General features: G+C 65.3%; 13 protein-coding genes. 12 read left to right on the top strand and 1 reads right to left on the bottom strand.

Features of this window, described 5'->3' with window-relative positions:
• Positions 1-169 precede the first annotated feature (169 nt).
• From ACSBOX_RS14765 to ACSBOX_RS14805, 9 genes are all read left to right on the top strand, one after another.
• A complete protein-coding gene (locus ACSBOX_RS14765; protein WP_442543118.1) occupies positions 170-1,753 on the top strand; it encodes an acyl-CoA carboxylase subunit beta in 1,584 nt (527 codons plus the stop codon).
• Positions 1,750-2,004 (top strand): acyl-CoA carboxylase subunit epsilon, encoded by a 255-nt coding sequence (locus ACSBOX_RS14770; RefSeq protein ID WP_442543119.1) that lies wholly within the window; start codon positions 1,750-1,752, stop codon positions 2,002-2,004. Before ACSBOX_RS14765 ends, ACSBOX_RS14770 begins: the two co-directional genes overlap by 4 nt.
• A gap of 141 nt (positions 2,005-2,145) precedes the next feature.
• Positions 2,146-3,831 (top strand): DUF885 domain-containing protein, encoded by a 1,686-nt coding sequence (locus tag ACSBOX_RS14775; protein WP_442543120.1) that lies wholly within the window; start codon positions 2,146-2,148, stop codon positions 3,829-3,831.
• Between the two features lie 311 nt (positions 3,832-4,142).
• Positions 4,143-5,555, top strand: a complete 1,413-nt coding sequence (locus tag ACSBOX_RS14780; RefSeq protein ID WP_442543121.1) for a dicarboxylate/amino acid:cation symporter — start codon at positions 4,143-4,145, stop codon at positions 5,553-5,555.
• Positions 5,556-5,645: 90 nt separating this feature from the next.
• Complete coding sequence (locus tag ACSBOX_RS14785; RefSeq protein WP_442543122.1) at positions 5,646-6,086, top strand: YbjQ family protein; 441 nt, start codon at positions 5,646-5,648, stop codon at positions 6,084-6,086.
• 37 nt (positions 6,087-6,123) lie between these two features.
• Positions 6,124-6,810 carry a TetR/AcrR family transcriptional regulator gene (locus ACSBOX_RS14790; protein WP_442543123.1) on the top strand — a complete coding sequence of 229 codons (687 nt, stop codon included), beginning with the start codon at positions 6,124-6,126 and terminating at the stop codon, positions 6,808-6,810.
• Positions 6,811-6,836: 26 nt separating this feature from the next.
• A complete protein-coding gene (locus ACSBOX_RS14795; protein ID WP_442543124.1) occupies positions 6,837-9,359 on the top strand; it encodes an MMPL family transporter in 2,523 nt (840 codons plus the stop codon).
• Between the two features lie 202 nt (positions 9,360-9,561).
• On the top strand, positions 9,562-10,236 hold the full coding sequence (locus tag ACSBOX_RS14800) for a Maf family protein (protein WP_442543125.1): 675 nt from the start codon (positions 9,562-9,564) through the stop codon (positions 10,234-10,236).
• Between the two features lie 149 nt (positions 10,237-10,385).
• On the top strand, positions 10,386-12,194 hold the full coding sequence (locus tag ACSBOX_RS14805; RefSeq protein WP_442543126.1) for an acetyl/propionyl/methylcrotonyl-CoA carboxylase subunit alpha: 1,809 nt from the start codon (positions 10,386-10,388) through the stop codon (positions 12,192-12,194).
• Between the two features lie 189 nt (positions 12,195-12,383).
• Here the strand turns inward: ACSBOX_RS14805 and ACSBOX_RS14810 are convergent, their stop codons facing one another.
• A complete protein-coding gene (locus tag ACSBOX_RS14810) occupies positions 12,384-13,793 on the bottom strand; it encodes an MFS transporter (RefSeq protein WP_442543127.1) in 1,410 nt (469 codons plus the stop codon).
• A gap of 288 nt (positions 13,794-14,081) precedes the next feature.
• Between ACSBOX_RS14810 and ACSBOX_RS14815 the strand changes: the two genes are divergently transcribed.
• The 3 genes from ACSBOX_RS14815 to ACSBOX_RS14825 are packed head-to-tail and all read left to right on the top strand — an operon-like array spanning position 14,082 to position 19,256.
• Positions 14,082-15,488, top strand: coding sequence for an MFS transporter (locus tag ACSBOX_RS14815; protein ID WP_442543128.1), 1,407 nt, complete (start codon positions 14,082-14,084; stop codon positions 15,486-15,488).
• A gap of 1 nt (position 15,489) precedes the next feature.
• Complete coding sequence (locus ACSBOX_RS14820; protein ID WP_442543129.1) at positions 15,490-17,697, top strand: molybdopterin oxidoreductase family protein; 2,208 nt, start codon at positions 15,490-15,492, stop codon at positions 17,695-17,697.
• The gene (locus tag ACSBOX_RS14825; RefSeq protein WP_442543130.1) at positions 17,694-19,256 is read left to right on the top strand and encodes an FAD-dependent oxidoreductase; all 1,563 of its coding nucleotides are present in this window, start codon (positions 17,694-17,696) and stop codon (positions 19,254-19,256) included. Before ACSBOX_RS14820 ends, ACSBOX_RS14825 begins: the two co-directional genes overlap by 4 nt.
• The last annotated feature ends 43 nt before the right edge of the window (positions 19,257-19,299 follow it).

Genomic DNA, 19,299 nt, shown 5'->3' on the forward strand with positions numbered 1-19,299 from the left:
CTTGTTGCTCGACTTGAAGTCGGAAAATTGTAGGGTTTCTACAGCGGTCTGTGGCTTTTGCGTCATTAGACTAGCCAACAGGGCCCGCACTTTGTACGGATGCTACTTAAGAGCGCATGCCTAACAAAGCAGTGCCAGCGTAAATCAGCTACAGAGCCGGAGACACTTGATGAGCCACGATCTGACAACGACAGCGGGAAAGATTGCCGACTTCCGCGACCGCCAGGCCCGTGCAGAACAACCTTCCGGCCCCGAAGCCATCGAGAAGCAGCACGCCCGGGGCAAGAACACCGCCCGCGAACGCATCGACATGCTCCTCGACGAAGACTCCTTCGTCGAGTTCGACGCCTTGGCGGTCCACCGCTCCACCGCCTTCGGGATGGAGAAGAAGAAGCCCCTCGGGGACGGCGTCGTCTCGGGCTACGGCACGGTGGACGGCCGCCTCGTCGCCATCTACAGCCAGGAATTCAGCGTCTACGGCGGCTCGCTGAGCCAGGTCAACGGCGAGAAGATCGTCAAGGTCCAGGAATTCGCCCTGCGCAACGGCTGCCCGATGGTGGGCATCAACGACGGCGGCGGCGCGCGCATCCAGGAAGGCGTCGCCTCGCTGGCGATGTTCGCCGATATCTTCCGCAACAACGTCCACTCCTCCGGTGTCGTCCCCCAGATTTCCCTCATCATGGGCCCGTGCGCCGGCGGCGCGGCCTACTCCCCTGCCCTCACCGACTACGTCGTGATGGTGGACAAGACCTCCCACATGTTCATCACCGGCCCGGACGTCATCAAGACCGTCACCGGCGAAGACGTGGACATGGAAACCCTCGGCGGCGCGCGCCAGCACAACGCCACCACCGGCACCTCCACCTACCTCGCCAGCGACGAAGCCGACGCGATCGAGTTCGTCCGCGAACTCCTGGACTTCCTGCCGTCCAACAACCTGTCCGAGGCTCCCGTCCTAGAGCACGAGCAGGAACTGGAGCTCGACGACGACGACCTCGCCCTGGACACGCTCATCCCGGACTCAGCCAACCAGCCCTACGACATGCGCAAAGTCATCGAGCAGATCGTCGACGACGCCCATTTCCTCGAAATGCAGTCGCTCTACGCCCCCAACGTGATCATCGGCTACGGCCGGGTCGAAGGCCACACGGTCGGTATCGTGGCCAACCAGCCCATGCAGTTCGCCGGCACGCTGGACATTTCCGCTTCGGAAAAGGCCGCCCGCTTCGTCCGTCACTGTGACGCCTTCAACGTCCCCATCATCACCTTGGTGGACGTCCCCGGCTTCCTGCCCGGCAAGGACCAGGAATTCCAGGGCATCATCCGCCGCGGAGCCAAACTGCTTTACGCCTACGCCGAGGCCACTGTGCCCAAGCTGACCGTCATCACCCGCAAGGCCTACGGCGGAGCGTACATCGTGATGGGTTCCAAGAAACTTGGGGCCGACCTCAACCTGGCGTGGCCCACGGCCCAGATCGGCGTCATGGGTGCCCAGGGTGCCGTCAACATCCTGTACCGCCGCGATCTTGCCGCTGTCGCCGAGGCCGGTGGCGACGTCGAAGCCAAGCGCGCCGAGATCATCCGCCAGTACGAGGAAGAGCTCCTCAACCCCTACCAGGCGGCCGAGCTTGGCTACGTCGACGCCGTCATCGCGCCGTCCGAGACCCGCCTGCAGATCATCAAGGGCCTCCGCGCCTTGCGCGACAAGCGCGCCAGCCTGCCCACCAAGAAGCATGGAAACATCCCGCTGTGAGTGCCGAACATAACCTTCCAGGCTCCGGGACCGATTCCGCTGACGCGGGACCGGCCGAACCGTTGCTTTCGGTGGTCAAGGGAAGCCCGACGCCGGAAGAGCTCGCGGCGCTTGCCGCCGTCGTCTCCTCCCTCGGATCGCACGAGGAAGCCGAAGCTCCAAAACCGAGCACCCGGCACTGGCTGCGACGCCAGCAACTGCGCATGGATCCGACGCCCGGACCGGGTGCCTGGAAGCGCAGCAGGGGCTAGGTTCCGTGGTAACCGAACTGACTCGCAGTTAATGTCGTTTTGACGGCTCATAACGGCATCTAATGCGAGTTAGTTGGGTTGGCCTTCGGATCTTCTGCAACAACCCTTTCACAAATAACCGGGCGCGGTTAGGCTCGTGGGGTGACTACTCCTAACACAGCTCCGGCACGCCTCCAGACTGCCATCGACGCGGTCGCCGACGCCTACACGGACACCCTCCTTGCCCTCAACCCGAGCCTCGCCACCACTCTCGGCCTGCCCGGACACGAAACCGAGTACCAGGACTTCTCGCCTGCCGGGGCTGCGGCATTCGCCGAGGCAGCACGCCAGACCCTCGACGAGCTCGCGGCCCTCGAACCCACGGACGCCTCCGACGTCGTCACGCTGGACGCGATGCAGGAACGGCTCGGCCTGGCACTCGAGATCCACGAATCCGGCTGGGACGCCGCGGACCTGAACAATATCGAGTCTCCGGCCCAAACCATCCGCTCGATCTTCGACCTCATGCCCACCGAGACGGCCGAGCACTGGGAGCACATCGCCGGCCGCGCGGCCAACGTTGCGGAAGCGATCGACGGGTACATCGTGTCCCTTCGTTCGGCCAGGGACGCAGGGAAAGTCTCCGCGGTCCGCCAGGTGAAGATCGTCATCGAGCAGACCACAAAGTACGCGGCCGAGGACGGCTTCTTCGCCAAGCTTGCTGCCGAAGCCTCGATCGACGGCCAGCCGCTGCCGGCGAAACTGCAGGAAACGCTCGACGCCGGTGCCGCCGTCGCGCGTTCCGCCTACTTGCGCCTTGCCGCCTTCCTCGAGGCGGAGCTGCTGCCCTTTGCTCCCGAAAAGGACGCGGTGGGCCGCGAACGCTACGCCCTGGCCTCGCGTTCGTTCCTCGGTGCAACCGTGGACCTGGAAGAAACGTACGCGTGGGGCGTGCAGGAACTCGACAGGCTCATTGCCGAACAGGAACGGGTGGCCGAACAAATCAAGCCCGGCGCGTCCATCGAGGAAGCCAAAGCCATCCTCGACAACGATCCCGAGCGGCAAATCAAGGGCACCGATGCCCTCAAAGCGTGGATGCAGGACCTCTCCGACCGTGCGGTGTCCGAACTGGCCGACGTGCACTTCGACATCCCGGACATCATGAAGACGCTCGAATGCCGTATCGCTCCCACGGACGAAGGCGGCATCTACTACACGGGCCCCTCCGACGACTTCTCCCGGCCTGGCCGGATGTGGTGGTCCGTCCCCGCCGGCGAGGACACCTTCACCACCTGGGCCGAAACCACCACGGTTTTCCACGAGGGCGTCCCCGGCCACCACCTCCAGGTGGCCACCGCCGTCTACCGCCGCGAGCTCCTCAACAACTGGCGACGCAACGTCTGCTGGGTTTCCGGGCACGGCGAAGGCTGGGCCCTCTACGCCGAAAAGCTCATGCTGGAGCTCGGCTACCTCAAGGACCCGGGCGACCACATGGGCATGCTGGACATGCAGCGCATGCGCGCAGCCCGCGTGGTGTTCGATATCGGCGTCCACCTCGAGCTGGAGGTTCCCGAACGTTGGGGCAGCGGCACCTGGACGTCGGACAAGGGCTTCGAATTCCTCAAGGCAAACCTTCCCATCAGTGCGGGCCAGCTCCAGTTCGAATTCACCCGGTACCTCGGATGGCCGGGGCAGGCGCCGTCGTACAAGGTGGGGCAACGGCTATGGGAAGAAATCCGCGCCGAACTCGAACGCCGCGACGGATTCGACCTGAAGTCCTTCCACACTGATGCCCTGAACATCGGTTCGGTCGGCCTGGATACGCTCAAGCGGGCTTTGCTGGGGTGACCCAACTCCCCGCCCGGGTTCCGCCCGGAGAACGGACATCCTCTGCGTGCTGCTCCTTCGTCGCTTTGACGCACGCTGCCGGATGCCCGCCCTCCGGGCGTCGGCGATCGGCGCGGCTTTGGGCGAGGCACGAGCCGCTGCAGTTCTCTAATATGCGCGAGACATTCCCCACATTCCTTCCGGGAATAACTTCATAAACGGGTGGTTTCGCGGCGAATTCGCAGGCTTTTTTGATAAAGGGTTGAATGTGGGAATGTAACATTTCTCAACGTCGGCTCGCGGTGGTATTTGTAGGGGCCTAGTTTGTTCCGGTGAGCAATTCATCCAACACTTTGACGTCCGCCGGAAAGACCTCGTCCCGGCTTCCCAAGTGGGCAACGTCCTTCGGCGTCCAGATCATCGCGGCCCTGGTGATCGGCCTCGCCCTCGGCCTCGTGGCCAAAGCCACCGGTAGCACCACGAAGGCTCCCAACGGGCTCGGCACCACGTTGCAGACCATCGGCTCGAGCTACGTCTCGCTCCTGCAGACCGCCGTCGTGCCCTTGATCTTCACCGCGGTGGTGAGCTCCATCGCGAACCTGAGCCAAGTATCCAATGCGGCGAAACTGGCGTGGAACACCTTGCTTTGGTTCGCCATCACCTCGCTCATCGCCGTGACGATCGGCATCGGACTTGGCGTGCTCCTGCAGCCGGGTTCGGGAACCGGCATCACCAAGAAGGCCGAGTATGCCGGCAAGACAGGCGACTGGTGGGCTTTCCTCACAGGCCTCTTCCCCAAGAACTTCCTGGGCATCGGCGCGAGCACGAGCGTCACGGACGGCGTCGCCAGCACCTCGATCAGCTTCAACGTGCTGCAGATCCTGGTAATCGCTATCGCCGTTGGCGTCGCAGCCCTCAAGGTCGGCAAGCAGGCCGAACCGTTCCTGAACCTCAACGCTTCCGCCCTGGCCGTCATCCAGAAGGTCCTTTGGTGGATCATCCGCATCGCCCCGCTGGGCACCATCGGCCTGATCGGCAACGCCGTCGCGGTCTATGGCTGGGACACCATTGGTTCGCTCGGCAAGTTCACGGTGGCCATCTACGCAGGCCTGGCCCTGGTGCTGCTCGTCGTGTACCCCATCCTGGTCAAGAGCCACGGACTGTCCGTCAAGCAGTTCTTCTCGGGCGTGTGGCCCGCCGTGCAGTTGGCCTTCGTCTCACGTTCTTCGATCGGCACGCTGCCGCTCACGCAGCGCGTCGCCGAACGCAACCTCGGCGTTCCGCAGGGCTACGCGTCCTTCGCCGTGCCGCTTGGCGCCACGACCAAAATGGACGGTTGCGCCGCCATCTACCCGGCCGTCGCTGCGATTTTCGTCGCCCAGTTCTTCGGCATCAACCTGGACTTCAGCCAGTACTTGCTGATCGTGGTGGTTTCGGTCCTTGGTTCCGCTGCAACGGCAGGCACCACGGGCGCCGTCGTCATGCTCACGCTGACCCTGTCCACGCTGGGACTGCCGCTCGCCGGCGTCGGACTCCTCCTGGCGATCGACCCCATCCTGGACATGGGCCGCACGGCGGTCAACGTGGCAGGACAGGCGCTGGTTCCGGCCATCGTCGCCAAGCGGCAAGGAATCCTCGACGAATCGCTCTACAACGCACCCCGCAAGGGAACGGCATTCGCGGCCGAGACAGCGTCTGCGGAGGCAAGCGGGGAGCCTCGGGAACTCGCTGCCGCCAAGGCCTGACGGCGGCCCACTATTGCAAGGACAAATCCCCGGGAAATGCCCCGGGGATTTGTCGTGTTAACAGAGCTGAATTCTGGATAGGCTCTGTCCATGCTGATTGTCACCTCAAACAAGATTCCGGGCCACAGGATCGACGCCGTCTTCGGCGAAGTCATGGGCCTCACCGTCCGCTCGAGGGATCTCGGCGCCCAAGTAATGGCTGGTTTCCGATCGCTCGGCGGCGGCGAACTGCCCGAAATGACCAAGGCGCTCTATGAAAGCCGCCAGGAAGTCATGGCCCGCATGGTCAACGAGGCTCAGCAGCGGGGCGCCAACGCCATCGTCGCCATGCGCTTCGACACGTCCGAGATGGGCGGCAACTGGACCGAAGTATGCGCCTACGGCACCGCAGTGTTCGCGATCCCCCTGGCCGAAGGCGAGCCGGGCGCCACGGGCCAGTCGATCTACCTGACGAGCGCCACGGCCAAGCAATCAGGGCAGCCCGCGACGTCGGCCGCGCCCCAGGAACACGAGGCTCCACCGGAGATTTAACTTGCCCTGAGTGCAAAGTTGCACTTAGTGTAAGTACGTGACAATCCCCGACACCACCGCCCTGCCCTCGCGCCGGGAACAGAACAAACTGGCCAACCGCCAGGCGATCGCGGACGCGGCCCTCGCCATGTTGCGCAGCAGGGGCGTCGGCAATTTCACGGTGGAAGACATCGCGGAAGCGGCCGGCGTATCCCGTCGTACCTTCTTCAACTACTTCCCCAGCCTCGAAGCCGCCTTGGCCTCCGTGACCGAAGGCTTCCTGGACCATGCCCTGGAACAATTCCGGCTGCGCCCAGCGGATGAACCCATCCTCGATTCGGCCCGGGCAGCCCTCATGGCGCTGGCCGACCCGATGACGGTCTCCCCCATGGCCGAGCTCTTCAGCCTGACCCATGACAACCGTGCCCTGGTGCGCTCCGAACTCGAAGCCTGGGACCACTGCACCACGCAAATCATCGACGCCGCCCGCCTCCGCCTCGGTCCGGATGTCGACGAGCTCTATTTGCGAGCCCTGGCCGGGTCCATCATTTCCTGCGGCAAGGCAGCCATGAGCGTCTGGTTCGAACAACACGGCCCGGATCTTTCCCCCGAATCCCTCGCGAGCTTGCGGCAGCACTTGATCGACGCGATCGGTCTTCTCGGCTCAGGCTTCACGGCACCCGCCCCTCAAGGCCCGGCATCTCACGGCACTCAGCCCGAAGCCACCCCCCACCACTCGGCATAACCACACACCGACAGATCGGTTCCGATATGGCACTCCTGCTCTACCGTCTTGGCAAGTTCTCCTACCGTCACCGCTGGCTGGTGGTCTCCCTCTGGCTGGCCGTGCTCGTGGCCGTCGGCGGCTCCGCGGCTGCCTTCCACGGCACCATGTCCAACAACTTCCAGATCCCCGGCACCGAGACCCAGCAGATGCTGGACAAGCTCAAGAAGGACCTTCCGGCCTCTTCGGGTGGTTCCGCGGGTATCGTCTTCGAAGCAGGCGCCGCCGGATTCAACCAAGCCGGCAAGGACGCCATCGCGTCGGCCCTCGCCCAGCTGGAAAAGCTGCCCGATGTGCAGTCCACGGTCAACCCCTTCACGACCCAAGCCACCTTGGACAAGGCACCGTCCGACCTTGCCGCCGGGGAACAGAAGGCGGCCGCCGGGCAGGCTGAGCTGGACAAGTCCCGCGCCGCCCTCGATGCGGGCGATGCCCAACTCAAGGCGGCCGAGCAGCAAATGACCGCTGCCGGCATGCCGGCGGCCCAGATCGAGGCCCAACTTGCCCCGCAAAAGGCCGAGCTCCTGGCCGGGCGCCAGAAGCTCGACGCCGGACAGAAGCAAGCCACCGACGGCGCCGCCGCGCTTGCCTTGGCCAAACGCCAGGTGACAGCTTCCCAAGGTATGCGTTTCGTCTCCACAGACGGTAAAGCTGCGATCGCCCAGGTCCAGTTCAAGACCTCTATCAATGGCCTGACCCCGGCCGTCCGGCAGCAGGTCCAGGACATCGTCCACGGAGTCTCGTCGGCCGGTGTCACGGCCCTGGCCAGCAAGGAAATCACCGAGGACGTCTCGCAGTTGTTCGGCGTCTCCGAAATCATCGGCATCGCGGTGGCTGCGATCGCCCTCATTGTGATGCTGGGAACGCTCGTCGCCGCCGGTTTGCCCCTCCTGATGGCAATCATTGGCGTAGCGGTGGGTGTCGGCGGAACGTTTGCGCTCACCGGCGTCATCGACATGAGTTCCATTTCCCCGATGCTCGCGCTCATGCTGGGCCTCGCCGTCGGGATCGATTACTCGCTCTTCATCGTCAACCGCCACCGCGGACAATTGCTTTCGGGGATGGACGCGGAGGAATCAGTGGCGCTCGCCACGGGCACCTCGGGCAACGCCGTCCTTTTCGCGGGCCTCACTGTCGTCATCGCGCTTGCGGCGCTCGTGGTTCCGGGGCTCCCGTTCCTGGCCGTCATGGGCGTGTCGGCCGCCGCGACGGTGGCAGTCGCCGTCGTCGTCTCCCTCACCCTGACGCCGGCGGTCCTCTCACTGGTGGGCCGCAAACTGATCTCCAAGCGGGCGTGGGCCAAGGCAGAGCGCCACAACGCGGAGCCGGAGCACGCCGCTGCGGACCGCGCCGAGGACCAGCGCCGCAGCAGCCGTGGGTGGGGCGGCCTGGTGACCCGGCACCCCGTGGTCTCGCTGCTTGCCGGCGTCGTGCTGCTCGGGGTGCTGGCCCTCCCGGCCTCCCAACTGCGCCTCGCGTTGCCCGACGGCGGTTCGGAACCGGTCGACTCGCAAGCGTTCAAGGCCTATGACCTCACGCGGACCAGCTTCGGCGAAGGCATGACGGGCCCCATCGTTGTTGTCGGCTCGTTCCCGGACGGCCTCAGCGACGACCAGGCCAAGACCAAGCAATTCGACGTCGCGGACAAGCTGCGCAGCGTCGACAACGTCGTGGCAGCCGTTCCGGTAGCCCTCAGCCCCGACCATCGCACCGCCGTTTTCCAGGTCATCCCCAAGGACGGACCCGCGAGCGCCAGCACCGTCCAGGTTGTCTCGGAACTGCGCGCGAAGGGTGCCGAAATCCAGCAGGCCACAGGCGCCACCATCGGGCTGACGGGGCAGACGGCCGGCAACATCGACGTCTCCGCGAAGCTCGGTGCCGCGTTGCCGCCATACCTGGCGATCGTCGTCGGGCTCTCGCTGGTCCTCCTTCTCCTGGTGTTCCGCTCGATCGTGGTTCCGCTGCTCGCCACCGGCGGCTTCCTGCTCTCGCTCGCCGCAGCGTTCGGCGCCGTCGTGGCCGTGTACCAGTGGGGCTGGTTGGGCACCGTGTTCGACGTTCCCAACCCCGGAGCCGTGCTGAGCTTCCTGCCGATCATCCTGATTGGTGTGCTGTTCGGCCTGGCCATGGACTACCAGGTGTTCATCACCTCCGGCATGCGCGAATCGTTCATGCACGGCGAGAGCGCGAAGCAAGCGGTCCGTACCGGCTTCAGCCATGCCGCCGCTGTGGTCACGGCCGCCGCCATCATCATGGTCAGCGTGTTTTCCGGGTTCATCTTCAGCCACCTGACCATGGTCCGGCCGCTCGGTTTCGCGATGGCGTTCGGCGTGCTCGTTGATGCGTTCGTGGTTCGGATGACCATTGTTCCGGCCGTGATGTACCTGTTGGGCGAGAAGGCCTGGTGGCTGCCGCGCTGGCTGTCCCGGATCCTGCCCGATGTCGACGTCGAGGGCGCCAACCTCCAGCGCACGACGCCGGCAGGCGAGGCCAAGGAGCTGGTGCACTAAGCGCCTGGTTGCCTGTCAACGGGCGTCGGTTCTGTGTCCGGAACCGACGCCCGCTCACCTTTAACGCCCTTTTCCCAAACGCTCGCTCACCCGGGTGAGCGAGCGTCGGCCCAAACCCCGGTATATGTGAGCGGGCGTTCGAGGAAACCCCGGTATATGTGAGCGGGCGTCGGAGGAAGGCCCCGCGTACTACGCTTGAGCCGTGACCCGATTGATCCTCGCTTCCCAGTCCCCTGCCCGCACCAAGCTCCTCACGGACGCCGGCATCCACCACGAGGTGCTCGTCTCGGACGTGGACGAGGACGCGGTGCAAGCCAGGTATGGGGTAACCGACGCGCACGACACCGCCCTCCTCCTGGCCCGCGCCAAGGCCGAGGCCGTCGCTACCCTGCCCGACGCCGAGGGTGCCTTGGTGATCGGTTGCGATTCCGTGTTCGAGTTCGACGGCGAGTCGCACGGCAAGCCCTACACGGCGGACGTGGCCAAGGAACGGATGCTGCGCATGAGCGGCTCCAAGGGCGTCCTCCACACCGGGCACTGGCTGGTGGACTGCCGCGACACCGCAGCAGACGTGAACGACGGCGAGACGGCCGACGGCACCGGGGCCACGGTGGGTGCCGTGTCCAGCGCAGAAGTCCACTTCGCGGAGATGAGCGAGGACGACATCGACGCCTACATCGCAACCGGCGAGCCCCTGCACTGCGCGGGTTCGTTCACGATCGACGGCTTGGGTGGCGCCTTCATCCGCAAGGTCGACGGCGACCCGCATGCCGTCGTCGGGCTCTCCATCTCGACCCTCCGCGATCTGCTCGGGCAAGCGAACGTCGGAATCACCGAACTCTGGACCCACAACGGCTCCGGCGTACCCAGCGAATAGCGGCCGTCCAAACGGCCGGACCGGTGGCCTGATTCCGGCCTTTGTAGCAACCCTACAAAGACAGGCCGTCTCACACACGGAATCCCCCATCAAAATGGGCGGAACCCTCAAAATCACGCTAGGCTCCCTGAAGGACAGAAGGAGTCAACTTGTCAGCTAATCCGGCGCAGCCCATTTCCAGCCCTCTCACCAAGGTCTTGATCGCCAACCGAGGCGAAATCGCGGTCCGCATTATCCGCGCAGCCCGCGACGAAGGCATCGCCTCAGTGGCCGTCTACGCAGACCCGGACCGCGACGCCCTGCACGTCCGGTTGGCAGATGAGGCGTACGCGCTGGGCGGCAACACCGCCGCTGAGTCGTATTTGGTGATGGACAAGTTGATCGAGGTCGCCAAGCAGTCGGGTGCGGACGCGATCCACCCCGGCTATGGCTTCCTCGCCGAGAACGCCGAGTTCGCTGCCAAGGTCATCGACGCCGGCATCACCTGGATCGGCCCGTCCCCGGACGCCATCTCGGCGTTGGGCGACAAGGTGCAGGCCCGCCACATCGCCGAAAAGGTCGGCGCTCCCCTGGTTCCCGGCACGGCCGACCCCGTCGAATCCGCCGACGAGATCCTGGCCTTCGCCCAGGAATTCGGCTTGCCCGTAGCCATCAAGGCCGCCTACGGCGGCGGCGGACGCGGCATCAAGGTGGCCCGCACCATCGAGGAAATCCCCGAGCTTTTCGAGTCCGCAGTACGCGAGGCCATTGCCGCCTTCGGCCGCGGCGAGTGCTTCATCGAGCGCTTCCTAGATTCCCCGCGCCACGTCGAGACCCAGTGCCTGGCCGACGCCTACGGAAACGTCGTAGTGGTCTCCACGCGCGACTGCTCCCTCCAGCGCCGCAACCAGAAACTCGTGGAAGAAGCCCCCGCACCGTTCCTGAGCCCTGAGCAGAACGAGCGACTGTACGAGTCTTCCAAGGCCATCCTCAAAGAGGCCGGCTACCTGGGCGCGGGAACGTGTGAATTCCTGGTGGGCCAGGACGGCATCATCTCCTTCCTCGAGGTCAACACCCGTCTTCAGGTGGAGCACTGCGTTTCGGAGGAAGTCACGGGCATCGACCTGGTCCGCGAGCAGTTCCGCATCGCCCGAGGCGAGAAGCTCGGCTATGGCGATCCCGAGGTCTGCGGACACTCCTTCGAATTCCGGATCACCGGCGAAGACCCGGGACGCAACTTCATGCCCGCCCCGGGAACCATCAGCACCCTGAAGAACCCAACGGGTCCCGGCGTCCGCATTGACTCCGGCGTCGAGCAGGGCGACGTCATCAGCGGGAACTTCGATTCCATGCTGTCGAAGCTGATCGTCACTGGCGCCAGCCGCGAACAGGCCCTCCAGCGTTCCCGCCGCGCCCTCGAGGAAATGGTGGTCGAAGGCATCCCCACCGTCATTCCTTTCGACCTCGCAGTGGTCACCGATCCTGCGTTCGCTCCGCCCGAAGGCCCGTTCAAGGTGCACACGCGCTGGATCGAGACCGAGTTCGTCAACAACATCCCCGCGTGGGCGCCCACCGGAACCGGCACAGAAGCCGCCGACGCCGGTGAGCGGCAGCGCGTCGTCGTCGAGGTTGGCGGCAAACGGCTGGAAGTTGTCCTCCCTGCGACCCTCGGCACGGTTTCCGCGGCGTCCAGCGCGGGCGCCAAGGGCGCGAAGGTCAAGAAGCGTTCCCGCTCGGCCGGCGCCACGGCTGCTGTTGCGGGCGGAAACGCCCTCACTTCGCCGATGCAGGGAACCATCGTCAAGGTGGCAGTGGCCGCCGGAGACGTGGTTGCAGAGGGCGATCTGATCGTGGTCCTCGAAGCCATGAAGATGGAACAGCCCCTCACCGCACACAAGGCCGGCACCATTCACGGCCTGGTGGCCAAGGCAGGCGAAACCGTCTCCGCAGGCGCTGTCATCGCGACGATCGAAGACTAGTCCCCACTGCCTCCCTAGCCTCGCTTCGCTCGGCCAGGGAACCCGGGCAGCGTAGGCCCACCCACTGCCTCCCTAGCCTCGCTTCGCTCGGCCAGGGAACCCGGGCAGCGTAGGCCCAATTAAAGTGCTCCGGCCCCGCACCATTGGTGCGGGGCCGGAGCCATTTAACGTGAGCCTGCTAAGACAAGATCAGGCGACGTTGTTCTCGTAGTCCGTGTCCTTGGTTTCCTTGGACAGGAAAAGGGCCACGAGCGTCAGGACTGCCATGGCGCTGAGGTAGAGGCCCACCAAGACGGTGCTGCCTTTGGCCGATTCCCAGAGCCAGACCGCGATGAACGGAGCCACTGCCGCGCCGAGGATGCTGGACATGTTGTAGCTGACGGCGGAACCGGTGTAGCGGACGTTGGTGGGGAACAGTTCCGGAAGCAGTGCACCCATGGGACCGAAGGTGAGGCCCATCAGCGTGAAGCCGAGGATCAGCAATGCCATGGTTCCGACGAATCCTCCGCTGAACAACGGCACGAAGAGCAAGCCGAACACCAGGATTCCCGCCGTCACGGCCAGGAGCATCTTGCGGCGGCCAAACTTTTCGGCCAGCGGCCCGGCCACCAGCGTGAAAATGCCGAAGAAGACGACGCCGGCAATCAGCATCCACAAGAAGTCGTTCCGGCTGAAGCCCAGGCCCGGAACGAATGCCGCTGCAGCCGCGTCGGTCATGGGTTTTCCGGCCTTGACGGCAGCTGCTTGAGCGCCTGCCAAGGTGGGTTTGGTGCCGTAGGTCAGCGTGAAGGTGGTCATCAGGTAGAACAGCACGTACGTCGCCAACATGATGAAGGTACCGAGGATGAGCGGGCGCCAGCTTGTCTTGAACACGCGTCCAATGGGCAATTTGGCCACTTCGTTCGACTCCAGCACTTTGGTGAATGCAGGCGTTTCAATGAGCTTGAGGCGCACGTAGAGGCCGAGGATCACCATGACGGCGCTGAGCAGGAACGGCACGCGCCAGCCCCACGCGGCGAAGGCGTCGGGGGTCAAAGTGTAGCTGAAGATCAGGAAGATGATGTTGGCCAGGATGAAGCCGATCGGCGCACCCATTTGCGGGAAGGTTCCATAGATGGCGCGCTTGTTGGCCGGCGCGTTCTCGGTTGCGAGCAGCGCGGCGCCGCTCCATTCACCGCCGAGGGCCAGACCTTGGGCGAAACGCAGGACAACCAGCAGCGTGGGGGCCAGGAAGGTCCAGCCCGGGACCTGCGCCGTGGGGAGGCAGCCGATCAGGAACGTGGCAATGCCCATGGTCAGGAGGGACGCAACCAGGGTTCCCTTGCGACCGAACTTGTCACCGAAGTGGCCGAAAATGATCGATCCGAGGGGCCGGGCGACGAAGGCAACGCCGAACACCGCGAAGGAGCTCAACAGCTGGGTGGTCTCGTCCGCCGTCGGGAAGAAGAGTTTGGGGAAGACGAGCACGGCTGCCGTGGCATAGACGTAGAAATCGTAGAACTCGATGGACGTGCCGATGAGACTGGCGAAGATCACCCGCCCCCGCGAGTTGACCGGCTTGACTGACTCGCTTTCCTTGGATGCAGCGATGGAAGACATGTAGTGGTTGCTTTCGTTCACGCCGGCCCGGCGTTCCTGAGCCTGCCGGCAGATTATTTGAGAGTTCAATAATAGTTCCGGGTATCCAACAAATGGACAATTCCGTCCATTATGCGGACCCTCCCAAAAGTCTCATCCTGTGGTCCGTACCACAACCTCACCATCGCCTCACGCACCGGTGACCCCCGCCGATAGGTGAATGTCACAGCACGTTTACACACCGCGACGGTCCGCGAAACGCGCTCTCCCTAACGTGGAAGGACAACGTCCCCACAAAGGAGGCACCCCGTGACAGTTGACCGAAGCACTGAAATCCTCACCAACGAGCAGGCACCCACCGCCCTCGTCCCCGAGCTCGAACACCGCCCTGGCCGCTGGATTGCCAACTGGGATGCAGAGAACAAGGAACAGTGGGAGGCCGCGGGCCGTTCCATCGCCAAGCGCAACCTGTACTGGTCTATCTTCGCCGAGTTCCTCGGCTTCGTCGTCTGGCAGCTCTGGTCGATCGTCGTCGTCCAGCTCCCGGCGGCAGGTTTCAAGTTCGACACCAACCAGATCTTCTGGCTCATCTCGATCCCCAGCCTGGTCGGCGCCACGCTGCGCATCCCCTACACCTTCATGGTTCCGAGGTTCGGCGGCCGCAACTGGACCATCGTCTCAGCGCTCCTGCTGCTGATCCCGACGGCGGGCCTCGCCTTGTGTGTCTCAAACCCCGGCACCCCGTTCGGCGTCATGCTGCTGGTAGCCGGCCTCGCGGGCTTCGGCGGCGGCAACTTCGCCAGCTCGATGGCAAACATCACCTTCTTCTACCCAGCCCGTGAAAAGGGCTGGGCGCTGGGCTTGAACGCCGCGGGCGGAAACCTCGGTGCCGCCGTCGCGCAGCTTGTCGTCCCGATCGCCGTCACGGTCCTGGCCGCCGGGACCGTTAACCTGCCCATGGCCGGCCTCATCTGGATTCCCCTCATTCTTGTCGCCGCGTTCGGCGCCTGGAAGTACATGAACAACCTCACCAGTGCCAAGGGTGACGTCGCCGGCTCCATCGCCGCACTCAAGGAACCGCACCTGTGGGTCATGGCTTTCCTGTACATCGGCACCTTCGGCTCGTTCATCGGCTTCTCCGGAGTCTTCCCCAAGCTCATCAAGGACTACTTTCCGGCCTTTTCGTCCATGCACCTCGGCGCGGTTGTCCTCTCGCTCGCCTTCCTTGGCCCGCTGGTGGGCTCCCTCGCCCGTCCCTACGGCGGACGCATGGCCGACCGCATGGGCGGAGCCCGCATGACCGTCACGGCGTTCGCGGCGATGGCGGTCATCACGTTGACCATGATCTGGACACTTCCCCTCAAGAACTTCTGGCTCTTCCTGGTCCTGTTCCTGTTCCTGTTCACGGCAAGCGGCTTTGGAAACGGCGCCACCTACCGCATGATCCCGGTCATCTTTGCCACGTCCAGCCGGGCAGCACTCTCGGGTGCCAAGCCCGCCGAAACCGCCCGGCTCGCGGCTTCCTCCCTCGGCCTGATCTCGGCGATAGGCGCCTACGGTGGATTCGTCATCCCCCAGGTGCTCAACGCATCCAGCGCTTCCGGCTCCTACACCCCCGCGTTCTATGGCTTCGTCTGCGCCTACGTGCTGATGCTCATCGTCTGCTGGGTCTGCTACCTTCGGAAGGCCAACCGTAACGCGATGGGACACATCTAATATGCCCAATGGCGCCAACACCCACTGCCCGTATTGTGCGCTGCAGTGCGCCATGACCCTGACCCCGGCGGCGCCCTCGGCGCAGCCGGGGTCGGACCCCGCTCCCGCGGCAAAGGCACTCCCGCCGCTGGAAGTGTCCGGCCGCGACTTTCCCACCAACCGGGGCGGGCTGTGCCGCAAGGGGTGGACATCGCCGTCGTTGTTGAACCACAGGGGACGCGTCACGGAACCCATGCTCAAGGGGTCCGACGGCGTCCACCGGCCGGTCACGTGGGACCAGGCACTCATGCTGGTCACCGGAGCCGTCAAGCAGACCCGCGAGCAGTACGGGCCCGACGCCGTCGGCGTGTTCGGCGGGGGCGGACTCACCAATGAGAAGGCCTACCAGTTGGGCAAGTTCGCCCGCCTGGCGCTCGGAACATCGCGCATCGACTACAACGGACGCTTCTGCATGTCCTCCGCCGCGGCGGCCGGAAACCGCGCGTTCGGCGTGGACCGCGGCCTCCCGTTTCCCGTCGAGGACCTTGATTCGGCAAGCGTCATCTTCCTCCTCGGCTCCAATGTTGCCGAAACCATGCCGCCGTTCGTCCAGCACCTGCAGGGCGCGCGGGATTCCGGCGGGTTGATCGTGGCCGATCCCCGACGTTCCGCTACCGCCGCATTCACCGGCGACAGCGGCGGCATCCACTTGCAGCCGACCCCCGGAACGGACCTCGCCCTGCTTTTGGGCATCTCGCACGTGGTGGTCCACGAAGGCCTCGCCGATACCGGATACCTCCAGGACCGCACCACCGGATACCCGGCGATCGTTCGCAGCCTCACCGCTTTCTGGCCGGAGCGCGTCCAGTCGATCACCGGCGTACCCGCCACGCTCATCCGGGACACCGCCCGCCGACTTGCCGACGGCGCCCGACGCGGCGGCAGCTACATCCTGACCGGCCGCGGCGTCGAGCAGCACGTCGACGGCACGGACACCGCCACGGCAGCGATCAACCTCAGCCTCCTCCTCGGCCTGCCGGGATCCTCCCGCAGCGGCTACGGCACACTGACCGGCCAGGGAAACGGCCAGGGCGGCCGCGAGCACGGCCAAAAGGCCGACCAGCTCCCCGGCTACCGCAAGATCACCGATCCCGCCGCCCGCGCCCACGTCGCCAAGGTGTGGGGCGTGGACGAATCACTCATCCCAGGCCCCGGCCTTCCCGCCGTGGAGCTGTTGAAGTCTTTGGGACAGCCCGACGGCGTCCGTTGCCTTTTCGTGCACGGCGCCAATGTGGCGGTGTCAGCCCCCGACGCCGGTGCCGTGATCGAGGGCCTGCGCAGCCTGGATTTCCTGGTTGTCTGCGATTTCTTCATGTCCGAGACGGCGCTGGAAGCCGACCTTGTCCTCCCGGTCACCCAATGGGCCGAGGAAGAAGGCACCCTGACCAACCTCGAGGGCCGCGTGCTCCGCCGTCGAAAGGCGCTCACCCCTCCCCCGGGCGTCCGCAGCGAATTGTGGCTCATGGCCCGGCTCGCCGAATCGCTCGATGCGCCGTCGACGTTCAGCGATGATCCCGAGACCGTCTTCGAGGAACTCCGGCTCGCCTCGGCAGGCGGCCTGGCCGACTACTCCGGAATCGACTACGCGATGCTGGACCGGGGAGAAGCCGCCTACTGGCCCTATCCCACCGGCAGTTCGGGAACCCCGCGGCTCTTCCTCGACGGTTTCGCGCACGCCGGCGGACGCGCGGTGATGGTCCCGGTGGCGCCGCAGAAGCGGTCCCGGCCCTCCGCCGTCGTCGGCTCTGATCCCGACCCAATCACACTGATCACCGGGCGACTGCTGGAACACTACCAATCGGGCGCCCAGACCCGCCGCGTGGCCGAACTTGCGGCGGCGCAGCCGGAGCCGCTCTTGCAGATCCACCCCGCTACGGCGGCCGTCAGGAAAATCTCCGACGGGGACGTCGTCCGGGTCTCCAACGAACGCGGAGAGGTCGTGTGCCGGGTAGAGCTCAGCAACAGCATCCGGACGGACACCGTCTTCCTGCCCTTCCATTTTCCGGGGCTTGGCAGCGCCAACCTGCTCACGGAAGCGGTCACGGATCCCATTTCGGGCATGCCGGAGTTCAAGACCAGCACCGTCTGGGTCCGTAAGGCGGCACTGCCAATGCAGGACAGCTTGTCAATGCAGGACAGCTTGTCAATGCAGGTCAAGGAGGCATCGTGAGCGAGCGAATTGTGGTGGTGGGGTTCGGGCCGGTCGCAGCCCGGCTGGTGGACGAGTTGTTGCCGGCCGTGCGCAGCGGCCTTGTCGAGTTGCTCGTCGTCGGGCAGGAAGCCGAGGCCGCGTACAACCGCGTCATGGTGGCGGAACTCGGCGTGGGCCGGACCACCGCGGAGGCACTCGCGATGGCGGACGCTAGCGATTTGGCGGCCGACGGCGTCGAGGTCCGGCTGGGCGTCACGGTCAAACGCATCGATCGCGCCCGCCAGCAGCTAGTCCTTTCAGACGGGACCACGCCCGGTTACGACCGCTTGGTGTTCGCCACGGGCTCGAGGCCCGTTATTCCGAACCTCACGGGTATCAACCCTGATCCTTCGCACCCGGTGCTCCCTCTAGGGGTGACGGCCCTCCGTGACCTCCGCGACGCCGCTCAATTGCGCGACGCCGTGACTGCCGGCAAGCGCGTGATCGTCCTCGGTGGCGGCGTACTTGGCCTCGAAACGGCCTTGGCAGCGGCGGAAGAAGGCGCCCTCACCACGGTGGTGCACAACGGCTCCTTCCCGTTGGGCCGCAATATCGACCGCGGCGGCGGAGCCGTTCTCGCGGCGAGCCTGCGCAACAGCGGGATCACCATGATGGGCAACGCCCGTTCCACGGCGGTGGAGCACAACGGCCCGCACGGCATGTTTTCCGCCCTCGTGCTCGACGACGGGTCCCGGATCGAAGGCGACCTTCTTGTCCTTTCCTGTGGCGTTCGCCCCCGGATCGAACTGGCCGAAGGCTGTGGGCTACCTGCGGCCACGGGCATCCTGGTGGATCACCACCTGCGGACCTATCACGAGCCGCACATGTTCGCGATCGGCGACTGCGCCGAAGTCCGCTGCGCCGACGCCGAGTGCCCCGAATGCCGCACCGCTCTGGGTCCTTCCGGGCTGGTGGGGCCGGGCTGGCGGCAAGCCGAGTGGCTTGCCGAGTACCTGATCCTTCTTGCCGAGGGCGGCCAGGACGCTGCCGACACCTTGGCGCCGCTCCCGCAGGAGAAGCCCGGCGTCGTCGTGTTGAAGGCGCGCGGAATCAACCTGGCGGTCGCCGGCGACAACAGCGCCGAACCGTGGGATGACGAGCTGTTGTCCGTTGGTGTCTCCGAGGGGATGGCCAGGCGCCAGGTCGCCCAGTGGGCCGATCCCGAGCACGGACGCTACGTCAAAATGACCACGCGGAGCGGCGCGCTCGAAGGGCTCGTGACGGTAGGCATGCCACGCACCGCCGCGGAGCTCGTCATGCTGTTCGAACGCGGCTCCGAGCTGCCCGCCGACCGTTCACTCCTGCTTCGCTTGGATGGGCCGGACCAACTGGATTCATCTGCTTCGAATGATGACCCGCAACGGACCGTGTGCCGCTGCGCCGGCGTCAGCGGTGCGAGCATCGAGGAAGCGGTGCTGCATGGCTGCTCTTCCGTGCCGGAGGTTTCAAAAGCCACCCGGGCGGGGACGGGGTGTGGAGGGTGCCATGGGGACATCAAGGGGATTATCGAACGGCACTTCCAGGGGGTTGCGGCGTAGGGGCTATGCCTCCAGAAGGCCGGACATTGCTGAAGCACACTAC

This window comes from Arthrobacter sp. KN11-1C, from assembly GCF_052180225.1.
Taxonomy (GTDB): domain Bacteria; phylum Actinomycetota; class Actinomycetes; order Actinomycetales; family Micrococcaceae; genus Arthrobacter.

Coding starts and splice junctions, on each gene's coding strand:
- ACSBOX_RS14765 (WP_442543118.1), top strand. CDS start 170: ATGAGCCACGATCTGACAACGACAGCGGGAAAGATTGCCGACTTCCGC.
- ACSBOX_RS14785 (WP_442543122.1), top strand. CDS start 5,646: ATGCTGATTGTCACCTCAAACAAGATTCCGGGCCACAGGATCGACGCC.
- ACSBOX_RS14795 (WP_442543124.1), top strand. CDS start 6,837: ATGGCACTCCTGCTCTACCGTCTTGGCAAGTTCTCCTACCGTCACCGC.
- ACSBOX_RS14810 (WP_442543127.1), bottom strand. CDS start 13,793: ATGTCTTCCATCGCTGCATCCAAGGAAAGCGAGTCAGTCAAGCCGGTC.
- ACSBOX_RS14820 (WP_442543129.1), top strand. CDS start 15,490: ATGCCCAATGGCGCCAACACCCACTGCCCGTATTGTGCGCTGCAGTGC.